We start from the raw sequence: 18,675 nt of genomic DNA on the forward strand, positions 1-18,675 counted from the left end.
CGGGAGGTGCACCCGGCGAAACGGCGGGTGCATGAGAAGAACGAAGTTCTTCGAAAGGCGTCCCCCTCCCGGCTGAGGTGTTTCGGGAGCACCTCTGACTCAAACGTGCTTCCTTGCGATATCCAGCATCACCTCTCCTATGGGTGTCATCAAAGTCCTGCTCCGTACCGATGCAAAACCTGCTTCGATCATGGAGCCGGCAATTATCCCTTCATTCAGTCCCGGGTTATCCCAGTAAAGTGCAGGCATGAGCGTTCCGAGCACCATCTCTTTCGGTTTTGTTCCCTCGTCTGTTTTTCCATCTGAAAAACTGACAAAGACCCCGCCCGGGTTAAGAGAATCATGGATCTTCGTTATCACTTCGTTCATCCTGTCTTTGGCAAAATCGAGAGTCATCGAGGCCCAGACCAGGTCATAGTCCTCACCGATAGGACCGGTGATGTAATCACCCTGCAAGACTTCTATCCTGTCGCTCATTTCATAATCTTCCACCACTCTCTCGGCAACCCGGGCGACAGCCGGGCGGTCAAAGAGAACCGCAGTCATGGACGGATGGCTCATGGTCATCGATATGCCGAAGAGCCCCGGACCGCAGCCGAGGTCGAGCATCTTCTTAAACGAAGGATACTCCGGCAACGAATATACAAGACGCGTTGCCAGCTGCACCATTCCTGAACGCTGGTAATTTACCGATAACTTCGCCTGCCCTGCCCACATCTCTTCGGACTCCTGCGACCAGGACCTCACTATCTCCGGCATGCACCGTTCCCCCGGGCCGTTTCGTACAAGATTGCAGATATCGCCGGATGACATGTTGTACCACTGATAGCAGGACAACAAGAAATCTCCGAGATAGATGTCGTTTTTTACCGCAAGAAATTCATCTGCGACAGATGAATTCTTAAACCGACCGTCTTTCTTCTCAATCAGGTCCAGTGAGGCCAGTGAATTCAGAAAAACTGAGGTTTTTGTGGGGTTAAGGTGCAGTCCTTCCGCCAGTTCTTCAGGGCTTTTCCACTCGGAGAGCTCCTGAAACACTCCCAGTTCTATTGCTGCAATGAATATATTTGTCTCCTGATTTGTGAGTAATCTGCCGTATAATTCCTTGAAATCATTCTTTACTTCGGGTATTTTTTTCATGAATGTACCCCCGGGGAACTCGGTGTGCGAATGGGGGACTCAAGCGTCCATCCTCCCGCCACCTCCTGTTTCTAATATCTCCTGAAGTACCGCCCCTTTTCTTTACAGGGCTCTTTATGTGGTCCGGATTCGGTAACTCTACCGTCTTTTGGCATAACTTTCCTGTCAACATCCGCGATAGTACTTACCCGGTGTGCCAGGATAGTAGCCCTCTTATGCCCGGCCGGTTCAATCATTCTTGAAAGACCGGGGCATTTTGCAGTTTCCATCATTTATTCTCGTCCTTTTTTCCATTGATGCAAAGTTTCTGTGTTTTTACGAGAGCGGCTATGTTTCACCGCAGAATTCTGTCTTACCGCTTTTTTTCAACAGATTTTGAACTGCTGCCGATGCATTTGCCGCCATAATTTCTTTTCATTGTCGGGTGGATTGAATATTAGCCAAAATTATTTTGGATTTTTGCGGAAATTCAAAGTGAGGTCGTCCCAAAAATGTCTGCAAACCTTTGCTGTGCCTTGATCAGAGCACCCGTATGTCATGTGTTTTCCATCTGGGTCCGAACAGAGGCCTAAATGGCGAAACGGCCTTTATCCTGATATCGCCACGCGAGGAACAACTGCCGGCACGGCGGGAGTTCGAGAAGACGGGGGGCTTTGAGTGAGCGACTGGTCGTAGAGCCGGAGCGCGAGAAACTCGAAGAGTTTCGAGTGGGTGTCCCCCTCCCAGCCGAGATGTTTTGGGCCGACCTAAATGCGTGCGGTAGTCTCTGCATATAGGTGTTCGCGGGCGTGGGATGGCCGAGGTAGGAGACTTATGAAGAAGTATCTCCCGTCAACTCTTTACAGGGTTCCCTGCAAACCCCACCGCCAGGCCCACGAAACCCGAGGTGAACGGCACGGTCGCACGGTCGAACCCCGATTCGGTCAGCATGTCCTGGAACTCCGAAACGGTGGTGAAACCGGGCATATTCGCCTCACGTTGCGCAATCATACCCCGGACAACGTCGTCGGGGGCTCTCCCACGTTTCATGTTCCGGCACCAGATCTCCCTCTGGATCTCCTCTTCCCAGTCGTGCCTGGCGCGGAAGATATCCCCGCAGATGAACCGCCCTCCGGGCGAAAGCGCCCGTAACGCCCGGCGGGCGACCAGAACCCGCTCCTCTTTTGAGACGTGGTGGAGGCAGAGCGAGGTGACGATCGCATCGTAGCGGCCCTCCGGCCATGCATCCCGGAGATCCTGTGCAAGAAACCTGACCTCCGCAAGTTCCGGCTTTGCCGCCGCCTTCTTCAGCATCTCCGGGGAGAGATCGATCCCGGTTATCTCCGCACCGGGACACTCCTCCCGTATCATCGCGGTGAGGATTCCGGTCCCGCAGCCAAGCTCAAGGACCCGCCGGGGATGGGGAGGCAGGTAATCGACGATGGTGGCAAGGAGGAGAGGCTGGCCGGGAACGATAGCCCTGATGATACGGTCGTAGTCTTCCGCCTCCATGACTCCGTGGACCTGGTACGTTTCGTTCATCCTTCACCGGCCTTCCTGTACGATTGTTCTATGTCGTGAGAAAACTCCAGAATAGAGTGATAACTAATTGCATTCATTTCATACGTAATCTGAATGAACAATTATTAAATATTATCTTTACAGACGCTAATCCATGGATGCAGAGACCCATTCTCACTGCAAATACTATAACATCAAAAACGACTTCTCCGTCGCCGACCTTGCCGCATTCCACGGCCACCTTGGCCCATATATCGTCCTTGGATACCGGATCGGGAAGTATGTCCGGAGTAACTTCTGTGGCGACCCGTTCAGGATGAAGGCCAGAGTCCACTGCGCCGGGACGCCTCCTCAGTCCTGTCTGGCAGACGGGGTCCAGCTCGGGAGCGGGTGTACGCTTGGGAAGCGTAACATCGAGATCGTCCCCTCGGAGACCGTCGCTTGCGTTTTTGAGGCGGAGGGGAGAAAGATTACCGTCATTCCGCGCCCGTTCCCCCTCCCGAAGCAGGATATGGACTACGAGGCTTCAATCGAGGCCGTGGCCGAGGAGATGTACTGCCAGCGCGACGATGAACTCTTCGACCTCTCCTCGTCCTGAAGGGCCATGACTTCATCGGACCCTGTCATCAGGCTTGAGAACGTGTACACCGCTTATGAAGGGGCTGATCGCCCCACCCTGACGGACATCTCCCTCTCGATAGGAAAGGGGGAGTTCGTGGTGATAGGCGGCCCGAACGGGGCCGGGAAGACCACGCTGCTCGAGACAATCAACGGGATGCTCCCCATCACTCATGGGAGAACTATCGTATGCGGACAGGATGTGCGGGAGGACGGGGTGCAGGTGCGGTGCCGGGTCGGCTACCTCCTCCAGAACTTTGCCTTTGATCCGCTTACACCGTTCACGGTCGAGGAGGTCGTCCTTATGGGGCGCTTCGGGATGATCGGACTCTTTCGGAAGCCCCGGACGGAGGACTACGAAGCGGTGGCAAGATCCTTGCAGTTGCTCGGCATCGAGGATCTCGCTGCCCGACCCATTGGACAACTCTCCGGCGGGCAGCAGCAGAAGGTGCTCATGGCGCAGAACCTGGCCCGCAATCCTGAGGTCCTCCTTCTGGATGAGCCCTTCTCCAACCTGGACATGTTTGCCCGGGAGGAGATCAACCGCCTCCTCGCCATCCTTGTCCGGAGCGGGGTAACGGTGCTGATCGTCTCTCATGCCTTCGATGACCTGCCCGATGGGCCGGTGCGGGTTGTGGTGATGCAGGAGGGGAAGATCGTGGCCAGCCGGGAGTGCTCCCCGGAAGAGGTAGAGCAGGTCGTCCGGAGTGCCGGAAAGGGGGCGTCGCATGCTTGAGTTCATCATTCAGAACAACATCGTCTGCCATGCCGTGGAGGCCATGCTCTTCGCTTCCGTCGCCTGCGCCGTCCTCAGCGTGATCATCACCCAGGTGCAGATCTCCTCCATCGGGTTTACCATGGCCCATGCTGCCTTTGCCGGCGCGGCGGTGGGGATGTTCCTCTCCCTCAATCCGACCGTCTGTTCCATCGTCACCGGAATCGGCGTCGCCTTCCTCATCGGCCCGCTCTCGGATAAGGCCCGGGTCTCTCCCGATACGGCGCTCGGGCTGCTGTTCGGGATCTGCATGGCCGTGGCCATCTTCTTCATCGCCTACATGCAGACCCTCGGGCAGGGATTCTCCGCCATGGGCCTCCTCTTCGGGGACGTTATCTCTCTCTACCGCGAGGAGGTATACCTTCTCGCAGCCATCTGTATCGTGGCGATCGCCGTTATCGTTATCCTCTACAAGGAGATCACCGCGATCATCTTCGACAAGCGGATTGCAGAGTCGGTCGGGGTCCGGGTGAAACCGGTTTATTATGCGATGCTCTTTGTCATTGCACTCACCGTCTCTTTCTGCCTCCCCATCATCGGGGGCCTCCTCCTCTACGTCTGGCTGGTTACTCCGGCGGCAGTCGCTCTCCAGTTCTGCAACCGGCTGTCCGCGATGTTCGTGGTCGCGCCGATTGTGGCTGCAGTAGTCAGCATATCCGGCGCCCTCGTCGGCCTGGAATATTCCCTCCCGGTCGCCCCCCTGACCGCCGTTCTCTTCTCCGTCGTCTTCATCGTCGCGGTGTTCCTCTCTCCCCGGCGGCGCGTCACGTTTCGAAAAACTTAATATTAAAGTCATAACTATTCTCAATATGTATAAAATTCATATTTTATCTCTCCTACTATTCTTGCTTTTCATAACACCGGGGGCGAGTGCCCTTTCGGTGGTCTCCACGACTACCGTTCTCTGGGACCCCGCCCAGTATATCGGCGGAGAGAAGGTCGAGGCCATCTACATAGCCGATCCGACCATCTGCCCCCACATGCAGGCAGACATCATCCCAAACCGTATCCAGCTGGAGAAGGACTTCATCCGTGATGCCGACCTCTTCGTTGCCCACAACGGGTCGGTCGATCAGTCCTATGTGATGCCGTATGTCTCCGACTTCATGGCTGCCAACGACTACGGCACGGTCGAGTGGGTGACCCTTGAGAATCCCTCTATGACCTGGAACACGCCGTCGGGAGCAAAAACCCTCTCCCGCGAGGTAGCGGGATGGCTGATCGCTGCAGACCCGGCAAACCGGACCTACTACGAGGCGCGGCTGAACGATTACCTTGCAGAGATCGACGCTGCGGATCTGACCTCGGAGGAACGGGAGGCAATTCCCGGACGGGATGCCGTAGTGATGGTCTGGCAGCAGGATGCGGCGATCGAGTGGCTCGGACTGAACCTGGTGTCCATCTATGCACCGGACTTCTATCAGGGCGGACGATTCACGCCGCAGGCCGTCGTCAGCGATATCTACAACAATCCCGAAAAATACCGGAACGTGAAGTACGTCATCGAGAACATGCAGTCGGGAGAACTGGCAAAGGGCCTTGAGGAGGCGCTTCACGACAACGGGGTGCCTGCGGAACGGGTCATATTCACCAACTTCCCCAAGTCGCTCCCGGGCGTCGACTCGCTCCCCGACGTCATCCGCTACAACAAGGGCCTGGTCACCCCGGTGCAGGCTGCGTCGGAAGAGGCGGCTGCCGCATCGGCAGAGACCAGAGCCCCGCTCCCCGGAACCCTGGCCGTTGCGGCGGTCTTGGGAGGCGGCGCCCTCTTACTGTTCGCCCGGAGGCGGTAGTAACTACTCTCCCTGCTATCTTTTGACTATGGAGGAAAAGTCATGGAGCCACAGAGTGAACTCAAGAAAACCGGCGTATCGCCGTCGAACTGCCGGGATGGTGGGGATACCTGCCAGGAGATTGCATCTGGATGCCGTATCGCCACCGTTTCCTGGAAGAGAGCATCATGAATGTCGACCTGAATCCCATCGGGTACGTCTCTTCGCCGTATATGAAGAAGGAGGATGCCCCGCGGCAGGGCAGGCTGACCGACACCGAAGCTGAGATCGTCATCGACGAGCGGTACCTCCCCGGCCTATTCAGGAGCGAGGAGAAGAAGCACCTCTTCGTGCTCTGCTGGTTCGACCGGGCCGACCGGAGCGTGCTCCGCGCAACGCCCCCGCACAACCCGGTGGAGCACGGCGTCTTTGCGACCCGCTCCCCCAATCGACCGAACCCGATCACCTCTCGCTCGTCGACATCGTCGACATAACGGGCGGGAGAGTCCGGGTCCGGGGGCTGGATGCCCTCGACGGGACGCCGGTCCTCGATATCAAACCCTATTCGGAGGAGATCGACTGCCCGAAGTGAGGGGATGCGAACAGAGGTCCGGCAGTTTGCATATCCGGATGGTATTAGAACATTTTTACGGATTGCCCCAGATGCGCTCCGGTGTTTGAAGGGTACCGGGTGACCGGAAGCAGCCTTGCAAAAGAGCGGACCTTCACTTCAATCCGGTCGGCCGTGCCGTGTCGGCAAGCATGGGATCAGCGTGACGCCGGGTGTTCGGGCCGCATGAACGGCATCCGCTCCCGGACCCGCGGGGATATGGGCATGCCGCCCGATGGACGTATCTTTGAATCTTACGGCATCATCCACGCGGCCGAAACGTCCGGGAAGGACACCGCCCGCCTTCTCCGTCGGTGTCGGTCTTTTTCATAGAGAGGGCGCAGTCGCTGCAGGTCGGCATGAAAATCTTTTTCCGGCCTGATTACGAATCCGCCTTTTCCCACCAGATCTTCACCCGGGTCGAATCCCCCGGGACGATAACGGAATCTCCCCAGACCTGACATACCGCCCCAGGTACCGCCTGAGCACCTCTTTCTGCTCCCCGGTCACGAAAAACACCTCGGCGCGAAGTAGTCGACCGCCTCGTCGAGGTCGGCAAAACGGTTGACGTGCCGGAGGGGGAATGTCTCGATATTCGGATAAATGCCCATCGAATACAGCACATTGTAGAGGGTGTCACACTTGGGGGAGGAGGCATACGGCGAGCCGTGGAGGATAGGCCAGAGTTCCCGCGACATCGCGTCCCATGATATCGGCGTGGTATTCCCCCACAGGGCAGCATTGCGGACCCCGGCTTTCGAGACCGTCGAGATGAGCACCACGGGAAGCGGCAGGGCGTTTTCAGTTTGTGCGGCGATAGTTGCATGAGTATGACTATTTAAAGATTATTACTACTCCCGTCAGCCCCCCGTCATAACCGGAGAACCGGTAGGTACGGAACGTGTCCCTGCAGTCATGTGCTACTAATATTACGTTATATCATATATTTTGGAATTCTAAGGCTGAAATATAATTATTTATTAGATTGTAAATCCAGAGTCTTCGTATCTCCAGGACGCGCTGCCGTGCAGAGATCCCGGGAAAAGCCATGTACGAGAGTATCATTCAAACGGTGGTGCTGGCGGCCGATCTGCTCGGCGAAACGGTCCCGATGATGATCATCGGCGTCTTCCTGGCCGAAGTGCTCGTCGCCCTGAATATCGCCGGGAGGATTGCGGCTATCTCCCGCCCGCTTACCTCGTTCGCCTGTCTGAAGGAGGAGTGCGGTACCAGTTTTCTCATGGCCTTCGTCTCCCCCCCTGCCGCCAATTCCATGCTGGTGGACTATCATACAAAGGAGATCATCACCCAAAAGGAACTGATCATCGCAGCCGCCATGAACTCGTTTCCGACGGTCGTCATGCACTGGCGCTACCTCCTCCCGGTCTACATCCCGCTCCTTGGTATCCCCGGCCTCATCTACTTCGGCCTGTTGATGTTCGTCGGCCTAGCAAAGACTGTGGTTATCATGGTCGTCGGCCGGACCGTTCTCGACCCCCCTCCACGCATCCCGGTCGGTCCCGCGGAGGAACCGGCCGTCACGACGTTCCGGGAAGCACTGCGAACGGCGTGTACGTCCTCCAGAAAGGTCCTCGGGCGCCTGCTCTCGGTCACCGTCCCCACCATCATCATCGTCGCGTTTCTCCTCAACGCGGGCGTCTTTGACCGGCTTGCCGGGATGATGCAGGGCGCCGGAGCGGTCTTTCCCGTGCCCCCGGAAGGTTTCGCCATCATCGCGGCCCAGTTCGGCAGTTTCGTAGCAAGCGCGGGCGTCGCGTCCGCCCTGCTCGCCGCGGGTGATATGACCTGGCAGCAGGTCATCCTCACCCTGCTCGTCGGCAACGTCCTCACCAGTGTAACGCGGGGTATCCGCTGGCTTGGTTCATCCTACGTGGCGATCTTCGGGTTGCGGACCGGGACGGAGGTTATGCTCATCTCGACGGTACTCAGGAACGGCATCATGGTCATCCTGGTCGTGGTGCTGGCTTACGGGTTTGGGTGGGGGTGATCGCCTTCCCGACGATTCTCTCCGCATCTCACCCATCCTGCACCTCCCGGATCGCCCCGATCTCCGGTATATTCATCCCGCCGAGCAGCTCGACGATCGCCTGCACGTAGGGCTCCTGCCGGGTACAGCTCGGCGACGCGCGGGGGTCGCTCCGCTGCCCCCGCCGCCCCATCTTCGCATGGCCGGTGGCGATGTAGTGCAGGAAGTCTTCCTTGGGGAGACCCCACCGGCAGTTGACCTGCAGCCGGACGATGTCGGGGTTCTTCGGGTTCGGGAAGAGGACTGCTCGCGTCCCGGGGAGCGGGACCGGATCTCCGCTGTTCGATGCGGCGAGATCGAGGACCCGCAGCCAGAGCCGGTCGCAGGCTTTCTGCGCGTGCGGGCAGACCCGGCAGTAACGGTTCGACGGCGGCGTGCCGTCGCCGATGTAGCGGCAGCAGAAGTGAGGGTCCATGACGGTTACGCCTCTGTGCAGTCATTTGAGGGGCCACAAACCGCGGTTTCGGCGGCCGATCGGCTCTGATCGTTGCGTGTCACCGGTGTCGCACAAGAATTTTTGTGGGACACAACAGTGCATTTCATGCCGCACCAAAGTTGTTGTGGGTCATAGGCGTCCCGCAACCGCTTCCCGGAGATGGTTTGTGTATACTCGAGTATACACAAGATCCGTTGTGGATATTGGATCGGGGTTTTGATATACACAAATCTGCTTGTGGATATCTGGATACTCACAACCGGTTTCCCTCGGTGATGGCGAGCAGGCGCGAAAATACGTATGTCGTGGCACGCCGCCCCCCGTCCTCCGCGAGGACGGTAATGATGTCCTGTTCACGGAGTTGTTGAAGAATCCGATTTGCCGGCTTTTTGCTGCTCGGTATCTTTCGTCTGGTTGGAAGAGAAACACACGGCCGTTCCGACATTCTTTTATCCTCAGGAATGACAGCCGCTGGTATGAGTGCACTCTCGACAGGCATGCCGGCACCTGACTTCTGCCTCCCGGACGAGGATGACTAGGAGGTCTGCCTCACAGATCTGCGGGGTGCCTATGTGGTCGTCTACTTCTACCCAAAGGACAATTCATCGGGGTACATGCTCGAGGCCCGATCCTTCTCCGATGAGATGGAGGTGTTTGCCCGTCAAAACACCCCGGTCTTTGGCATCAGTCCGGATTCAATCAAGAGCCACAAGCGGTTCTCCGAGAAGCAGAACCTCTCCGTCCGTCTCCTCTCGGACCCCGATCACCGGATGATCGAGGCGTATGGCACCTGAGTCTCAAAGAAACTGTACGGGAAGGAGTACATGGGTGTCGAGCGGAGCACCTTCATCGTCGATCCCGAGGGAAAGGTTGCTGGCGTGTGGCGGAAGGTGAAGGTGAAGGGGCATGTGGCGGAAGGTGATGGCGAAGCTCGAGAGCCTCAAAGCCGGGGCCTAGGAGATGCGGGTCTTTTTCGTCGTCATCGGGAGGGGCTGTCCGACCGGTGGTGCAGGCAAGTTCGCGGGACATCCCGTTGAATGTCTCAGGTCGAGGAGTTCATCGCCGCGCTGGTAGTACATCTCCTCGACCACAGCTCCGATTGAGGCTCGGAGGCCATATCCTGCTTTTGGGGGAACGGACGCGGGTGTAATACATTTCCCGTCTGTCTCAAAGACGCAAGCGACAGTCTCTGACGGAATGATCTTGACGTTCCGTTTCCCAAGCGTTACACCCGCTCCCGAGCTGGAGCCCATCTAGCGAGTCAGGGTGGGGGCACCACCCCGATGCAACCGGCCGTGGGATGTACCCACCGTCAGTCCGCCGTGCAGGTTTCCGTGAGGTCATCCGGGGTATTCTTCGGTTCCGACACCCTCAGAACGATCCCCACGAGGCAGAGGACCGCGGCGGTCAGCATTGCAGTGGTGGTGGAGCCGGTGATCTGTGCCGCATCCGTACCGCCCGTGCCCCCGGCCACGTGCAGGTGGATGCTGAAGATGAGCGCGGCGATCGAGGTACCGGCGGTCATGGCGAAGTGACGGCCGGTGTTGCTCAGGCCTGAGGCGATGGCAGCCTGCTGCACCGGCAGGCCCCGCATAATCTCGGTGTTGACGGGGCTCTGGAAGAGGGTGAACCCGAGGGTGAAGACCACGAGCGCACCGAGGATGAGCGGGAGGTTCATGGAATCTGCGAAGAGAGCAAAAGCAACAAGCCCTGTTGCCGCGACCCCGAGTCCTGCGATCGTGTAGTGGCTTCGCGGGTTCCTATCGTAGAGTCTCCCCACGAGGGGGGAGCCGACGGTGAGAATGCCGGCAATAAGCATGAACACCTGCCCGACCTGCATGGCGGAGAAGCCCCAGACATCTTCAAGGTAGAAGGGCAGTGAGACCTCCACAACAAAGAGGGCGCAGAAGAACGCCACCATGGCAAACAATGGGCGGGTGAATGCCTGCCGCCCGAGGATCGCGAAGTTGAGCAGCGGCTGGGGGTGGCGCCGTTCGGTGCGGATGAAGGCAATGATTGACGCGCAACAGGTGACCCCGATCATTGCAACAGGAATGCCGTCCACGGTATCTCCGGCGATGAGGCTCAGGAACACCATGAAGGAGGTGACCATGACGGTGAAGGTTGCGGCCCCGGTCCAGTCCATAACGAACCGGTGCGTCAGAACGGGTTTTTTAACGTCCATCGACTGGATGCCCAGGGTGACCAGCAGGATGCCGATGGGGATGTTGATCAGGAAGATTGCCGGCCATCCGGCGAGGTCGAGCAGCACACCGCCGATACACGGCCCGGTTACACTGGCGAGGGCGATGGTGCCCCCGAGGATGCCCATGGCTTTTCCCTGCCCGTCGGCCGGGTAGAGTTCAAAGACGATGACCATGACAAGAGCGGCGGCCATCGCTGCTCCCAGACCCTGAAGGATACGCATGCCGATGAGTACCGGGAGCGTCGGGGCAAGGGCGCACCCCAGCGAGGCGATGGTGAAGAGCCCTATGCCTGCAAGGAAGATGCGGTTTTTGCCGAAATACGCAGCCATTCGTGCAAACACGAGCATGGATGCAGTCATGGCCACCAGATAGCCGGTTATAGTCCACTGTGATAAGGCGATATCCGCGTGGAAGGCCGCGGTGATCGTCGGCAGGGCGATGGTGATGACGACGCTGTCCAGGACGGTCATGTACATGCCCAGCAGAGCGACGACCATCACTATGTTCCGGGCAGCGTCACTTGTTGTCGGGGCATGCGGAGAATGGATACCGGTCTTCATATGTTTCCTCCCCCGGTACCCGCCGGGCCCGGGGTGCACTGATCAGCGGTCGGTTCGAAAAGTATTCAATCACTTACAACTCATGTGGGTTGTAATGTCGGAGAGGATCGTCGAACTCCTCAAAACACACGGGTTCTCCGAGTATGAGGCAAAAGCCTACACGGCCGTTGTCGGCCTCGGGCGGGGGACCGCACGCGAGATCTGCGAGATCTCCGGCGTGCCGCAGGGGCGTATCTACACAGTGCTGCACTCGCTCTCCGATCGGGGATTCGTGGAGGTTGAGGCAGGTTCGCCCACGTTCTACCTCGCGGAGGACCCGGCCGAACTCTTCATCGCCCTCAAGGAGGAGTACTGTGAGTCCATCGACGTGCTGGTGGGAGAACTCAAAAGCCTCCACGTCGAGGCGCACCTGCCCTCCCCCATCTGGTCCATCAGGAACGAGCGGGGCATCAGGCACCGCCTGAGGATGCTGATCCGGGACGCCGGGGAGGACATCATCATGATCGCCCGCGACTCCGGCGCCCTCCAGGCCATCGCCGACGACCTGAGGGCGGCCAACAGACGGGTGAACCTTACCGTCCTGGTGCCCGACCGGGCACCGTTCGCGGGCATCGGGCTGCGGGTGTTTCCTATGAGTGTTGCGCTCTTGAACCTCTTCAGGGAGATGCTGGAAAAAAAGCCGGGGATGAAAGACCCCACGTGGGCCACGGAGCTCTTCATGATCGTCGATGGAGTGAGCGCCATCGTCGTTGGCCGCCGGGCCGGGGTGAGGTCTGCGACGGTCTTTTGCATGCCCGCGGTCTGCTTTATGATCCGGCGGCTGATCGAACTGCTGGAACCTGCGGTGCGGGGCGAGGAGGACCGGGGCACAGAGAAAATCGGGTCCGGCTGTGAGCCGCCGGCGATGACCCCCTGACCCGCGATCTGGCCGTCCACGCGGTCTTCCGCGGCCGCGACCTCGGAAAGACTACATGGTTCTGATGGTCTACCGGCCCGCCGCCGCTCTGATCCTCGGGGTTTCGGTCGTCCCCTCCCTCTACTTCGTCGACGGCGACCGCCGGGTGGAGGTCACGGTAGGCGAGGTGTGGATTTTTATGGTGATAGGCCGTGAAATCAGAAAATTGAGGAGAGGAATCGCTGACGGCGGTTAAGGTATCGACACCTCTGACTTCTTCAACCCCTTTCGGGGTTCTCACGAACGTGTTCATGATATCGTCTCCGTTTTGCGGCTGATTCGATCGAATCTTCCGCCTTCCTGCACTACCTACGGGGATGTTGCCGTATGCACGAGTCGGAGACCCGGGGGTGAAATAGTTCCGGACTGCTCCGAAGTTGCCTGCATGAAGCCGGGGTGATGCCGAACCTCGAACCAGCAAGTGCTGGTAACTTTCGGAAGCGTTCAGCCGTCATCGGGAGCGGGCGTCCGATCCGGCGGGGCAGGCAAGTTCGCAGGCGCGGCAATGGTCGATCCTACCTCTCCCGGAGTTCTTGTCGGCGTTCATCCGCGCCATACACCGGTCCCGGCTGTATCTCCCGGTGCAAAAGGCATCCATCGGGCAGGCACGGGTGCAGTATTGCTCGCAGCCGGCACAGGGGAGATCGCTTTCCGGGGGATTCCGGGCGGGACAGTCCAGATCGGCAAAGACCGCCCGGAACCTGACTCGCGGCCCGTATCCCGGGACGAGAACGAGGTTGTTTCTCCCCATCCTCCCGATGCCTGCCATGCAGGCAGCATCTTTGAGGTAGATCCCGCCGTCCTGGAGCTGGTAGGGGATGACCCGAGTCCGGACGCCGTACCTCTCCTGCAGCCAGCGGCCGAGTTCTCTCCCGATCTTCGCGAGGGTCCGGTCCCCGGGCGTCCCCCGCCCCTCCTCCCAGAGGTCGAGTCCGGGGTCTTCTGGGTCGTGGTAGAGGCCGAGGACGATGTAGGTCCCCCGGTCCGCCCGCGATCCCTGTCGTCCGTCCGCGACCGCCGAGGGGCAGTCGATGAGCCTCGCCGCCGGGACGGCGCCCGCCGCGTCCGCCCCTAGTTCACGGGCCTTTCTGAGCGCCGCCTCGATGATCTCCCGGTCGTCCGGCATCATAGATGGGCATGGGGCCGGGAGGAGAAGAAGGATCGGGTGGTTCGGGTCAAACCGGCGTTTCGGGCTTTTCCAGCACGTAGGAGACCGTTCCTTCCTCGAACCCTTCGCCGGCACGGGCGAACCCGTTCTCTTCCAGCACCTTGATGGATGCGGCGAGATCCGGGTAGATCGCCGCCTCGATCCGCCGGATGCTCGGGAGGGAGAAGATCGCGGGGATGAGGTGGCGGACCGCCTCGGTCGCATATCCCCGGCCCCGGAACTCGTCGAGCACCGAGTAGCCGATGAGGACCGTGTCCCCCGTCTCCTCAAGCGTTGGGGGTGAGGCTGTCCCGCCGGTGCCGACGAGGACCCGTCCGCCAACTGCGGGGTCGTCAAGCACCCAGTACCAGGCGGCGAAGAGCGGGTCCCCGCCTTCGGTCGTCATCTGGATGAACGCCCCAAGCGTATCGTCGTCGAGTAGCGGCGGGGGCCACGACTCCGGGACGGCGGCGTCGAGGTGGCGGGCAAGTTCCCGGCGGTCCTCGCGGTCGCTCTTGAGGATTTCGAGCGTCGCCGGGACCAGGTCCAGGTGCTCGGTGCGGATGCGGGTGGGTTTCATTGTTGTTACAGCCATACGTATTGTTAGCCGTGGGATGGTTCTTATCTGTTGCGGCTCCCGGACCCGGCCGGCAAGTGATTGGGATACCCATTCCATCATCAGGAAGTTCTGGGACCCGGTGAGAATGAACTGTCCCGGCCTCCGGTTTCTATCAAGGACGCCCTGGAGGTACGGGAAGAGTTCCCGGACCCTCTGCACCTCATCGAAGAGACCGCTCCGGTCTTTTCATAGTGTGCAAAGAAACTGCGCGGGTCCTCCTCGGCGAAGGCCCGGGTGTCGGGGTCCTCCAGCAGCACATAGGGCAACTCCGGGAAGACGGCTCGCACGAGCGTCGTCTTTCCCGACTGGCGGGGGCTGATCACGGCCACTGCTGGAAACCCGAGGGCGAGCGACCGGATCTTCTCCTCCGCCTCCCGCCGGCTCATTCTCTGTACCAGGTGGACATATTGTAAATCGTATTTGACAATTCGTCCAGGTGAACTACCCCCCGCTTGCGCAGGGGGTCTTCCCGCTCAGCCCCTTCAACCCCACGGAGATAATCACCCGCTCGTGCCCGGGGAGTCGCTTCGTCCTTCAAAAGACTGATACGGGGTGAGCATCATACTCCCCGATAAGCAAGAAGGCAGGAGCGAAGAGCCTTTTATCCCCGAACCACAATAGTGATCCATGGAGTGGTCCCGATGCCGGTAGAGGTCGATGGAAGACTGATCGATGATACGACGATCCTGCTCGATCAGCCCCTGAAGCCCGGGGAAGAGAGGGTGGTCGTCAGGTTGAAGAAACAACCTAAGAAAATGACAAAACTCTATGCCCCGGAGGAATACGTCTTGAAACTGGCCGAAAAAGATCTGGAAGAGTTATACTGATGGAGATCTCCGAATTGGAGGACGGGTCGGCATTCCTTGACACCAATATCCTCCTCTACGCCTACACGACCACGAAGTTCTCTCTGTCGTGCGAAACGCTTCTCGAAAAGGTGCAGGCCGAAGATGTTACGGGTTATGTCAATTCCACAGTCATTGACGAGTTCTTTCATAAAGCTCTTCTCACCCAGATCTACATCGAGAAGCGCCTTTCACCACGGGAGGCGATCGCGTACATCAAGAAGCACCCGGCGATCTTGAACACGCTCAACACCCCATATTCCGTGACCCGGGAGGTACTGGAACAGTACAACCTCAGAGTCCTTGATACCTCGGACATCCTGGATGATACGCTCAGGATCTCCCAGCAGTATGGATTATTGTTTTCTGATGCGCTTCATGCCGCGTCTGCACGCAGGCACCATATCGACTACTTCGTGACGAACGACCGGGATTTTGATCGGGTAGACTTCCTCACGCTGGTGCGTCCTTCTGCGAAAGAGAGCTCCTGACTGCCCATGCCGCATGCATGCTCTCTGGAAAGAGTCTCCAATCCCGTTTCAGCAATACGGGCTCAAGATCGCCCGGATAAATGATGAGACTGTATTGATCAACCTAAAGACCTCTCCGGAAAGATCCCTACACCCAAGAACGACTTGATTCACTCGGGCTGAATGAGCGGCAGATTGCTGCCGTAAACTACCTGAAGAGAAAGGGCTCCCTCTCAAACCAGGAGTATCAACAACTCAATAGCGCGAAGAAGGCGACCGCAACACGGGATCTTAAGGCGATGGTTCAGATCGGCATTCTCCGCAAAGAGGGAACGACCGGACCGGGCGTGCCTCGTTGACGTACGCAACGAGAGAGGGATAGCAAGGGACCGACAGCAGGTTCACGATGGGATCATGATGCCGGCCCCGGTTGACGATCTCTATTCCCAAAGAATCCGGGGTTCACTCCCGGAGATACCTTCCCCCGACCGGGACGAACCGCTCGGGTTTCTTGACCGTGTCGTACTCCCGGATATCCTCGAGTTCAAGCGCCATCCAGGCTCTCTTCTTTGTCTCGCCCTTCCTGACCCTGACCCCCTGCCACCGCTCCTGTTTCTGCAGGTAGGCGCGGGTTTCGTCTTTCGTGAGGAAGACCGCATCCCCGAAGGTATCGAAGAACGCGAGGGGGTCGTCGTTGACGACGATCCGCTTGATCGTCGCCTCCCCGACGTAGCCGGTATCCTCATGCGACTGATAGAAGACGAGTTTCATGCCGCTCCGGAGGTCTTTGTAGACGGTGGCGGGTTTGATGAAGACGGTCTTTCTGTCCTTGAAGAACCGGGGCATGAGGTGTTTCGGGACGGGGAAGGTGACGCCGGTAATCTCGGGCATCGGTTACGCCTCCACTCCGGCCCGCTTGAGGATGAGCTGATAATCTTCCTCGGGGATCTCGCGCATGGCTATCCTGAGGTGGCCGCTCCACATCGTCTTGTTCGTGATGAATGTGAGATCCGGGATCAGCGGCTTGAACTCAAGGGGTTCGGCAAAGACCGCCACCGGCCGGACCTTCATGCGGTAAGGGAAGACCTCGTCGCCCATCTGCGGCGGGGTGATGAAGAGGCGGGAGTGATCTATGTAGGGTTCGGCGACGACCTCGTAGGCTCCGGTTATCGCGGAGGGGAGGATGGCGTCGTCCTCTTTCTCCTGCCGGACATATACAAGGATGGTGTCGCCGGGCTTCACCCGTTGCATGAGGGTTTTGTTCCGCTTGGGTACTCCCCAGATGTGCTTCGCATCGAGGATCTTCTGGTTGTCGCGGTTCGAGGAGGCGATCCAGTGGGTCATACAAAGAGATTCAGGCACCCGTATGAAAAACCTTTTGAAGCCGGTGGATAACTGTATTCTTTGTAAAGAGGAGATCTATAGCGAAAATCCAGTGTTAATGATCGAGAACTTTTGGATGGTATAACTATATAGGAAGACCCCCGCTTCAATAACTTGAATCTCATTTTTCTACCGCCGTCAGAATCCGCCTGAAAAGGATGCATTGGAATTTTGGATTAATATCTTTAGAATGTTCTTTCCACGCCGCTCTTTGACCCGTTGAAAAATGTCGTGGAGAAGTTATTCGCTCCTGGAAAGAGCGGGAGAAAGAATGAGGCCAAGGAATTTGAAGAATATATAAGAAGTTACAAGAGCGTGTTCTAAGGATTATCAACTTCAAGTTGCACCCTATCGTCCAAAAGTACGCATGCAGAGGCATACTTCGGTCTCGCCGACGATCTGGCACGGCTCTTCTGCCGCGAGATCGATCTCGTTGAACTATCGGCTATCGGAAACCCGATCTTCCGTGAGGCCGTGGAAGAGACCTGCAGGGATGTCTATGCCGTCGCGTGAGGGCAGGAAATATCTCTACGATATTGCAGAGGCCGCAGACTATATCGCACAGTTCACCGGTGGGAGGACCTTTGAAGAGTATCGCAACGATCCCATGCTCAGATCGGCTGTTGAGCGGCAGTTTGAGATCATCGGTGAAGCGCTGAACCGGCATTCTCCGGCGGGAACCGCCCCTCAGGGAGAAGATCTCCGACGCTCCCCTGATAATCGCGTTCAGGAATCGTCTGATTCACGGGTACGCAACCGTATCCGACGAGGTAATCCGGGGTGTCGTCGAAGGGTATCTGCCGGTCCTCGCAGGCGAGGTGCGGTCTCTTCTGAGAGAGAATGGATATGGCTGCCCGCGGAGACTTTTTTCCCGACTCTACAACAGGAACTCATCCCAAAAAGATCTATGAATGTTCTGTACACCCTTATCGGAGCACGCACCTCCGAAGTTTCTCTCCTCTGAACGATATCCAGGACAGAGAGAGTGAAACGGCTTCCTATTGGCTATCGCCATGTGGGGGAGGGTCCGGGAGGGGGTGCCCCCCTTCCGGCAAAGGCATTTTGGGATGCCCTCCAGGTCTGTCTTGTATATGAGGTCGTCCCAAAAGGACCCTAGAACCTTCGTTACACCAAATTGGAGCATTTACATCCAAGTTCTCGACCCTCTGAGTCATATTCAAGGCAATAATGGTGAAACGGCTTTCCATTGAGAGTCTCACCTCACGGTGCTCCTGCTCTCTTCCGCAGAAAGACAGCATATCGCCACTCGGGGAACGACTGCCGGCACGGCAGGAGTTTGAGAAACTCGAAGGGTTTCGAAGAGGGTTCGGGGAGGTGCACCCGGCGGAACGGCGGGTGTATGAGAAGACCAAAGGTCTTCGAAGAGTTTCGAATGAGCTCCGGGCCGAAGGGCCGGTGCTTGAGCACCGGAGGTGCGAATAACGACTTCCCCGAAGGGAAAGGGGTTCGAGAAACTCGAAGAGTTTCGAGGGGTGTCCCCCTCCCGGTAGCAGTTTTTGGGACAACCTCTATTATAACGAAGATGGGTTGCGCTCTACACTATTGCGGCGTTCATCGGAGATACACAGCG

General features: G+C 58.2%; 24 protein-coding genes and 2 pseudogenes. 15 read left to right on the forward strand and 11 right to left on the reverse strand.

Going from position 1 to position 18,675, the window contains the following annotated elements:
• Nucleotides 1–99 precede the first annotated feature (99 nt).
• The 3 genes from BRA42_RS06240 to BRA42_RS06250 form a co-directional block, all read right to left on the reverse strand.
• A complete protein-coding gene (locus tag BRA42_RS06240) occupies nt 100–1,140 on the reverse strand; it encodes a class I SAM-dependent DNA methyltransferase (protein ID WP_292410958.1) in 1,041 nt (346 codons plus the stop codon).
• Between the two features lie 71 nt (nt 1,141–1,211).
• Complete coding sequence (locus BRA42_RS06245; protein ID WP_292410959.1) at nt 1,212–1,412, reverse strand: hypothetical protein; 201 nt, start codon at nt 1,410–1,412, stop codon at nt 1,212–1,214.
• 559 nt (nt 1,413–1,971) lie between these two features.
• Nucleotides 1,972–2,661 (reverse strand): class I SAM-dependent methyltransferase, encoded by a 690-nt coding sequence (locus BRA42_RS06250; RefSeq protein ID WP_292410960.1) that lies wholly within the window; start codon nt 2,659–2,661, stop codon nt 1,972–1,974.
• A 133-nt stretch (nt 2,662–2,794) separates the two neighbouring features.
• On the opposite strand from BRA42_RS06250, the gene BRA42_RS06255 reads away from it, so the two are divergent.
• The 6 genes and pseudogenes from BRA42_RS06255 (at nt 2,795) to BRA42_RS06280 (ending at nt 6,748) form a co-directional block, all read left to right on the forward strand.
• Nucleotides 2,795–3,238, forward strand: a complete 444-nt coding sequence (locus tag BRA42_RS06255) for a formylmethanofuran dehydrogenase subunit E family protein (RefSeq protein WP_292410961.1) — start codon at nt 2,795–2,797, stop codon at nt 3,236–3,238.
• A 6-nt stretch (nt 3,239–3,244) separates the two neighbouring features.
• Nucleotides 3,245–3,994, forward strand: a complete 750-nt coding sequence (locus BRA42_RS06260) for a metal ABC transporter ATP-binding protein (protein WP_292410962.1) — start codon at nt 3,245–3,247, stop codon at nt 3,992–3,994.
• Nucleotides 3,987–4,817, forward strand: a complete 831-nt coding sequence (locus tag BRA42_RS06265; protein ID WP_292410963.1) for a metal ABC transporter permease — start codon at nt 3,987–3,989, stop codon at nt 4,815–4,817. Before BRA42_RS06260 ends, BRA42_RS06265 begins: the two co-directional genes overlap by 8 nt.
• Nucleotides 4,818–4,878: 61 nt before the next feature.
• A complete protein-coding gene (locus BRA42_RS06270; RefSeq protein ID WP_292410964.1) occupies nt 4,879–5,826 on the forward strand; it encodes a metal ABC transporter substrate-binding protein in 948 nt (315 codons plus the stop codon).
• Between the two features lie 212 nt (nt 5,827–6,038).
• Nucleotides 6,039–6,397: pseudogene (gene tsaA, locus BRA42_RS06275) on the forward strand (tRNA (N6-threonylcarbamoyladenosine(37)-N6)-methyltransferase TrmO).
• Nucleotides 6,398–6,478: 81 nt separating this feature from the next.
• The gene (locus BRA42_RS06280; RefSeq protein WP_342685810.1) at nt 6,479–6,748 is read left to right on the forward strand and encodes a hypothetical protein; all 270 of its coding nucleotides are present in this window, start codon (nt 6,479–6,481) and stop codon (nt 6,746–6,748) included.
• A 173-nt stretch (nt 6,749–6,921) separates the two neighbouring features.
• Here the strand turns inward: BRA42_RS06280 and BRA42_RS06285 are convergent, their stop codons facing one another.
• The gene (locus tag BRA42_RS06285) at nt 6,922–7,197 is read right to left on the reverse strand and encodes a hypothetical protein (RefSeq protein ID WP_342685811.1); all 276 of its coding nucleotides are present in this window, start codon (nt 7,195–7,197) and stop codon (nt 6,922–6,924) included.
• A gap of 266 nt (nt 7,198–7,463) precedes the next feature.
• On the opposite strand from BRA42_RS06285, the gene BRA42_RS06290 reads away from it, so the two are divergent.
• Nucleotides 7,464–8,423, forward strand: a complete 960-nt coding sequence (locus tag BRA42_RS06290; RefSeq protein ID WP_342770278.1) for a nucleoside recognition protein — start codon at nt 7,464–7,466, stop codon at nt 8,421–8,423.
• 28 nt (nt 8,424–8,451) lie between these two features.
• Here BRA42_RS06290 and BRA42_RS06295 read toward each other — a convergent pair whose 3' ends face one another.
• Nucleotides 8,452–8,877, reverse strand: coding sequence for a hypothetical protein (locus tag BRA42_RS06295; RefSeq protein ID WP_292410967.1), 426 nt, complete (start codon nt 8,875–8,877; stop codon nt 8,452–8,454).
• A 593-nt stretch (nt 8,878–9,470) separates the two neighbouring features.
• Here BRA42_RS06295 and BRA42_RS06300 point away from each other — a divergent pair.
• Nucleotides 9,471–9,692, forward strand: coding sequence for a peroxiredoxin (locus BRA42_RS06300; RefSeq protein ID WP_342770279.1), 222 nt, complete (start codon nt 9,471–9,473; stop codon nt 9,690–9,692).
• A 518-nt stretch (nt 9,693–10,210) separates the two neighbouring features.
• On the opposite strand, the gene BRA42_RS06305 is transcribed toward BRA42_RS06300, so the two are convergent.
• Nucleotides 10,211–11,665 (reverse strand): MFS transporter, encoded by a 1,455-nt coding sequence (locus tag BRA42_RS06305; RefSeq protein WP_342771211.1) that lies wholly within the window; start codon nt 11,663–11,665, stop codon nt 10,211–10,213.
• A 94-nt stretch (nt 11,666–11,759) separates the two neighbouring features.
• Between BRA42_RS06305 and BRA42_RS06310 the strand changes: the two genes are divergently transcribed.
• Entirely contained in the window at nt 11,760–12,581 is an 822-nt protein-coding gene (locus BRA42_RS06310) for a TrmB family transcriptional regulator (protein ID WP_292410971.1), read from the forward strand.
• A 55-nt stretch (nt 12,582–12,636) separates the two neighbouring features.
• Nucleotides 12,637–12,816, forward strand: coding sequence for a hypothetical protein (locus BRA42_RS06315; protein ID WP_342770281.1), 180 nt, complete (start codon nt 12,637–12,639; stop codon nt 12,814–12,816).
• A 255-nt stretch (nt 12,817–13,071) separates the two neighbouring features.
• On the opposite strand, the gene BRA42_RS06320 is transcribed toward BRA42_RS06315, so the two are convergent.
• Genes BRA42_RS06320 through BRA42_RS06330 form a run of 3 tightly spaced genes read right to left on the reverse strand, consistent with a single transcriptional unit; the run spans nt 13,072 to nt 14,772 of the window.
• Nucleotides 13,072–13,749 carry a hypothetical protein gene (locus BRA42_RS06320; RefSeq protein ID WP_292410973.1) on the reverse strand — a complete coding sequence of 226 codons (678 nt, stop codon included), beginning with the start codon at nt 13,747–13,749 and terminating at the stop codon, nt 13,072–13,074.
• A gap of 46 nt (nt 13,750–13,795) precedes the next feature.
• A complete protein-coding gene (locus BRA42_RS06325; protein WP_342770282.1) occupies nt 13,796–14,545 on the reverse strand; it encodes a GNAT family N-acetyltransferase in 750 nt (249 codons plus the stop codon).
• The gene (locus tag BRA42_RS06330) at nt 14,446–14,772 is read right to left on the reverse strand and encodes a hypothetical protein (RefSeq protein ID WP_342770283.1); all 327 of its coding nucleotides are present in this window, start codon (nt 14,770–14,772) and stop codon (nt 14,446–14,448) included. Before BRA42_RS06330 ends, BRA42_RS06325 begins: the two co-directional genes overlap by 100 nt.
• 255 nt (nt 14,773–15,027) lie before the next feature.
• Here BRA42_RS06330 and BRA42_RS06335 point away from each other — a divergent pair, with 255 nt between their 5' ends.
• Nucleotides 15,028–15,213 carry a hypothetical protein gene (locus BRA42_RS06335; RefSeq protein WP_292410976.1) on the forward strand — a complete coding sequence of 62 codons (186 nt, stop codon included), beginning with the start codon at nt 15,028–15,030 and terminating at the stop codon, nt 15,211–15,213.
• On the forward strand, nt 15,213–15,722 hold the full coding sequence (locus BRA42_RS06340) for a type II toxin-antitoxin system VapC family toxin (protein WP_292410977.1): 510 nt from the start codon (nt 15,213–15,215) through the stop codon (nt 15,720–15,722). The genes BRA42_RS06335 and BRA42_RS06340 overlap by 1 nt, the downstream gene beginning before the upstream one ends.
• A gap of 441 nt (nt 15,723–16,163) precedes the next feature.
• Here BRA42_RS06340 and BRA42_RS06345 read toward each other — a convergent pair whose 3' ends face one another.
• Together BRA42_RS06345 and BRA42_RS06350 are read right to left on the reverse strand one after the other, a co-directional pair.
• Nucleotides 16,164–16,592: a DUF365 domain-containing protein gene (locus BRA42_RS06345; RefSeq protein WP_292410978.1), complete on the reverse strand. Its 429-nt coding sequence runs from the start codon at nt 16,590–16,592 to the stop codon at nt 16,164–16,166.
• Nucleotides 16,593–16,595: 3 nt separating this feature from the next.
• The gene (locus tag BRA42_RS06350; protein ID WP_342771210.1) at nt 16,596–17,045 is read right to left on the reverse strand and encodes an EVE domain-containing protein; all 450 of its coding nucleotides are present in this window, start codon (nt 17,043–17,045) and stop codon (nt 16,596–16,598) included.
• Nucleotides 17,046–17,583: 538 nt separating this feature from the next.
• Between BRA42_RS06350 and BRA42_RS14510 the strand changes: the two are divergent.
• The 3 genes and pseudogenes from BRA42_RS14510 to BRA42_RS06355 all read left to right on the forward strand — a co-directional run.
• A pseudogene (locus tag BRA42_RS14510) lies at nt 17,584–17,697 on the forward strand (hypothetical protein); the annotation flags it as partial.
• A gap of 127 nt (nt 17,698–17,824) precedes the next feature.
• Nucleotides 17,825–17,995, forward strand: a complete 171-nt coding sequence (locus tag BRA42_RS14515) for a hypothetical protein (protein WP_394339244.1) — start codon at nt 17,825–17,827, stop codon at nt 17,993–17,995.
• A gap of 277 nt (nt 17,996–18,272) precedes the next feature.
• Nucleotides 18,273–18,527 (forward strand): hypothetical protein, encoded by a 255-nt coding sequence (locus BRA42_RS06355; protein ID WP_342772102.1) that lies wholly within the window; start codon nt 18,273–18,275, stop codon nt 18,525–18,527.
• Nucleotides 18,528–18,675: the final 148 nt, after the last annotated feature.

Origin of the sequence: Methanoculleus sp. UBA374, from assembly GCA_002508705.1 — an archaeon.
Lineage (GTDB): Archaea > Halobacteriota > Methanomicrobia > Methanomicrobiales > Methanoculleaceae > Methanoculleus > Methanoculleus palmolei.

What these genes read in the sequence shown, in the direction of transcription:
- BRA42_RS06310 (WP_292410971.1), top strand. Translation starts at nt 11,760, where the DNA reads ATGTCGGAGAGGATCGTCGAACTCCTCAAAACACACGGGTTCTCCGAG.
- BRA42_RS06240 (WP_292410958.1), bottom strand. Translation starts at nt 1,140, where the DNA reads ATGAAAAAAATACCCGAAGTAAAGAATGATTTCAAGGAATTATACGGC.
- BRA42_RS06290 (WP_342770278.1), top strand. Translation starts at nt 7,464, where the DNA reads ATGTACGAGAGTATCATTCAAACGGTGGTGCTGGCGGCCGATCTGCTC.
- BRA42_RS06245 (WP_292410959.1), bottom strand. Translation starts at nt 1,412, where the DNA reads ATGATGGAAACTGCAAAATGCCCCGGTCTTTCAAGAATGATTGAACCG.
- BRA42_RS06315 (WP_342770281.1), top strand. Translation starts at nt 12,637, where the DNA reads ATGGTTCTGATGGTCTACCGGCCCGCCGCCGCTCTGATCCTCGGGGTT.
- BRA42_RS06250 (WP_292410960.1), bottom strand. Translation starts at nt 2,661, where the DNA reads ATGAACGAAACGTACCAGGTCCACGGAGTCATGGAGGCGGAAGACTAC.
- BRA42_RS06340 (WP_292410977.1), top strand. Translation starts at nt 15,213, where the DNA reads ATGGAGATCTCCGAATTGGAGGACGGGTCGGCATTCCTTGACACCAAT.
- BRA42_RS06305 (WP_342771211.1), bottom strand. Translation starts at nt 11,665, where the DNA reads ATGAAGACCGGTATCCATTCTCCGCATGCCCCGACAACAAGTGACGCT.
- BRA42_RS06265 (WP_292410963.1), top strand. Translation starts at nt 3,987, where the DNA reads ATGCTTGAGTTCATCATTCAGAACAACATCGTCTGCCATGCCGTGGAG.
- BRA42_RS06345 (WP_292410978.1), bottom strand. Translation starts at nt 16,592, where the DNA reads ATGCCCGAGATTACCGGCGTCACCTTCCCCGTCCCGAAACACCTCATG.
- BRA42_RS06320 (WP_292410973.1), bottom strand. Translation starts at nt 13,749, where the DNA reads ATGATGCCGGACGACCGGGAGATCATCGAGGCGGCGCTCAGAAAGGCC.
- BRA42_RS06355 (WP_342772102.1), top strand. Translation starts at nt 18,273, where the DNA reads ATGGTGAAACGGCTTTCCATTGAGAGTCTCACCTCACGGTGCTCCTGC.
- BRA42_RS06295 (WP_292410967.1), bottom strand. Translation starts at nt 8,877, where the DNA reads ATGGACCCTCACTTCTGCTGCCGCTACATCGGCGACGGCACGCCGCCG.
- BRA42_RS06350 (WP_342771210.1), bottom strand. Translation starts at nt 17,045, where the DNA reads ATGACCCACTGGATCGCCTCCTCGAACCGCGACAACCAGAAGATCCTC.
- BRA42_RS06260 (WP_292410962.1), top strand. Translation starts at nt 3,245, where the DNA reads ATGACTTCATCGGACCCTGTCATCAGGCTTGAGAACGTGTACACCGCT.
- BRA42_RS06255 (WP_292410961.1), top strand. Translation starts at nt 2,795, where the DNA reads ATGGATGCAGAGACCCATTCTCACTGCAAATACTATAACATCAAAAAC.
- BRA42_RS06330 (WP_342770283.1), bottom strand. Translation starts at nt 14,772, where the DNA reads ATGAGCCGGCGGGAGGCGGAGGAGAAGATCCGGTCGCTCGCCCTCGGG.
- BRA42_RS06335 (WP_292410976.1), top strand. Translation starts at nt 15,028, where the DNA reads ATGCCGGTAGAGGTCGATGGAAGACTGATCGATGATACGACGATCCTG.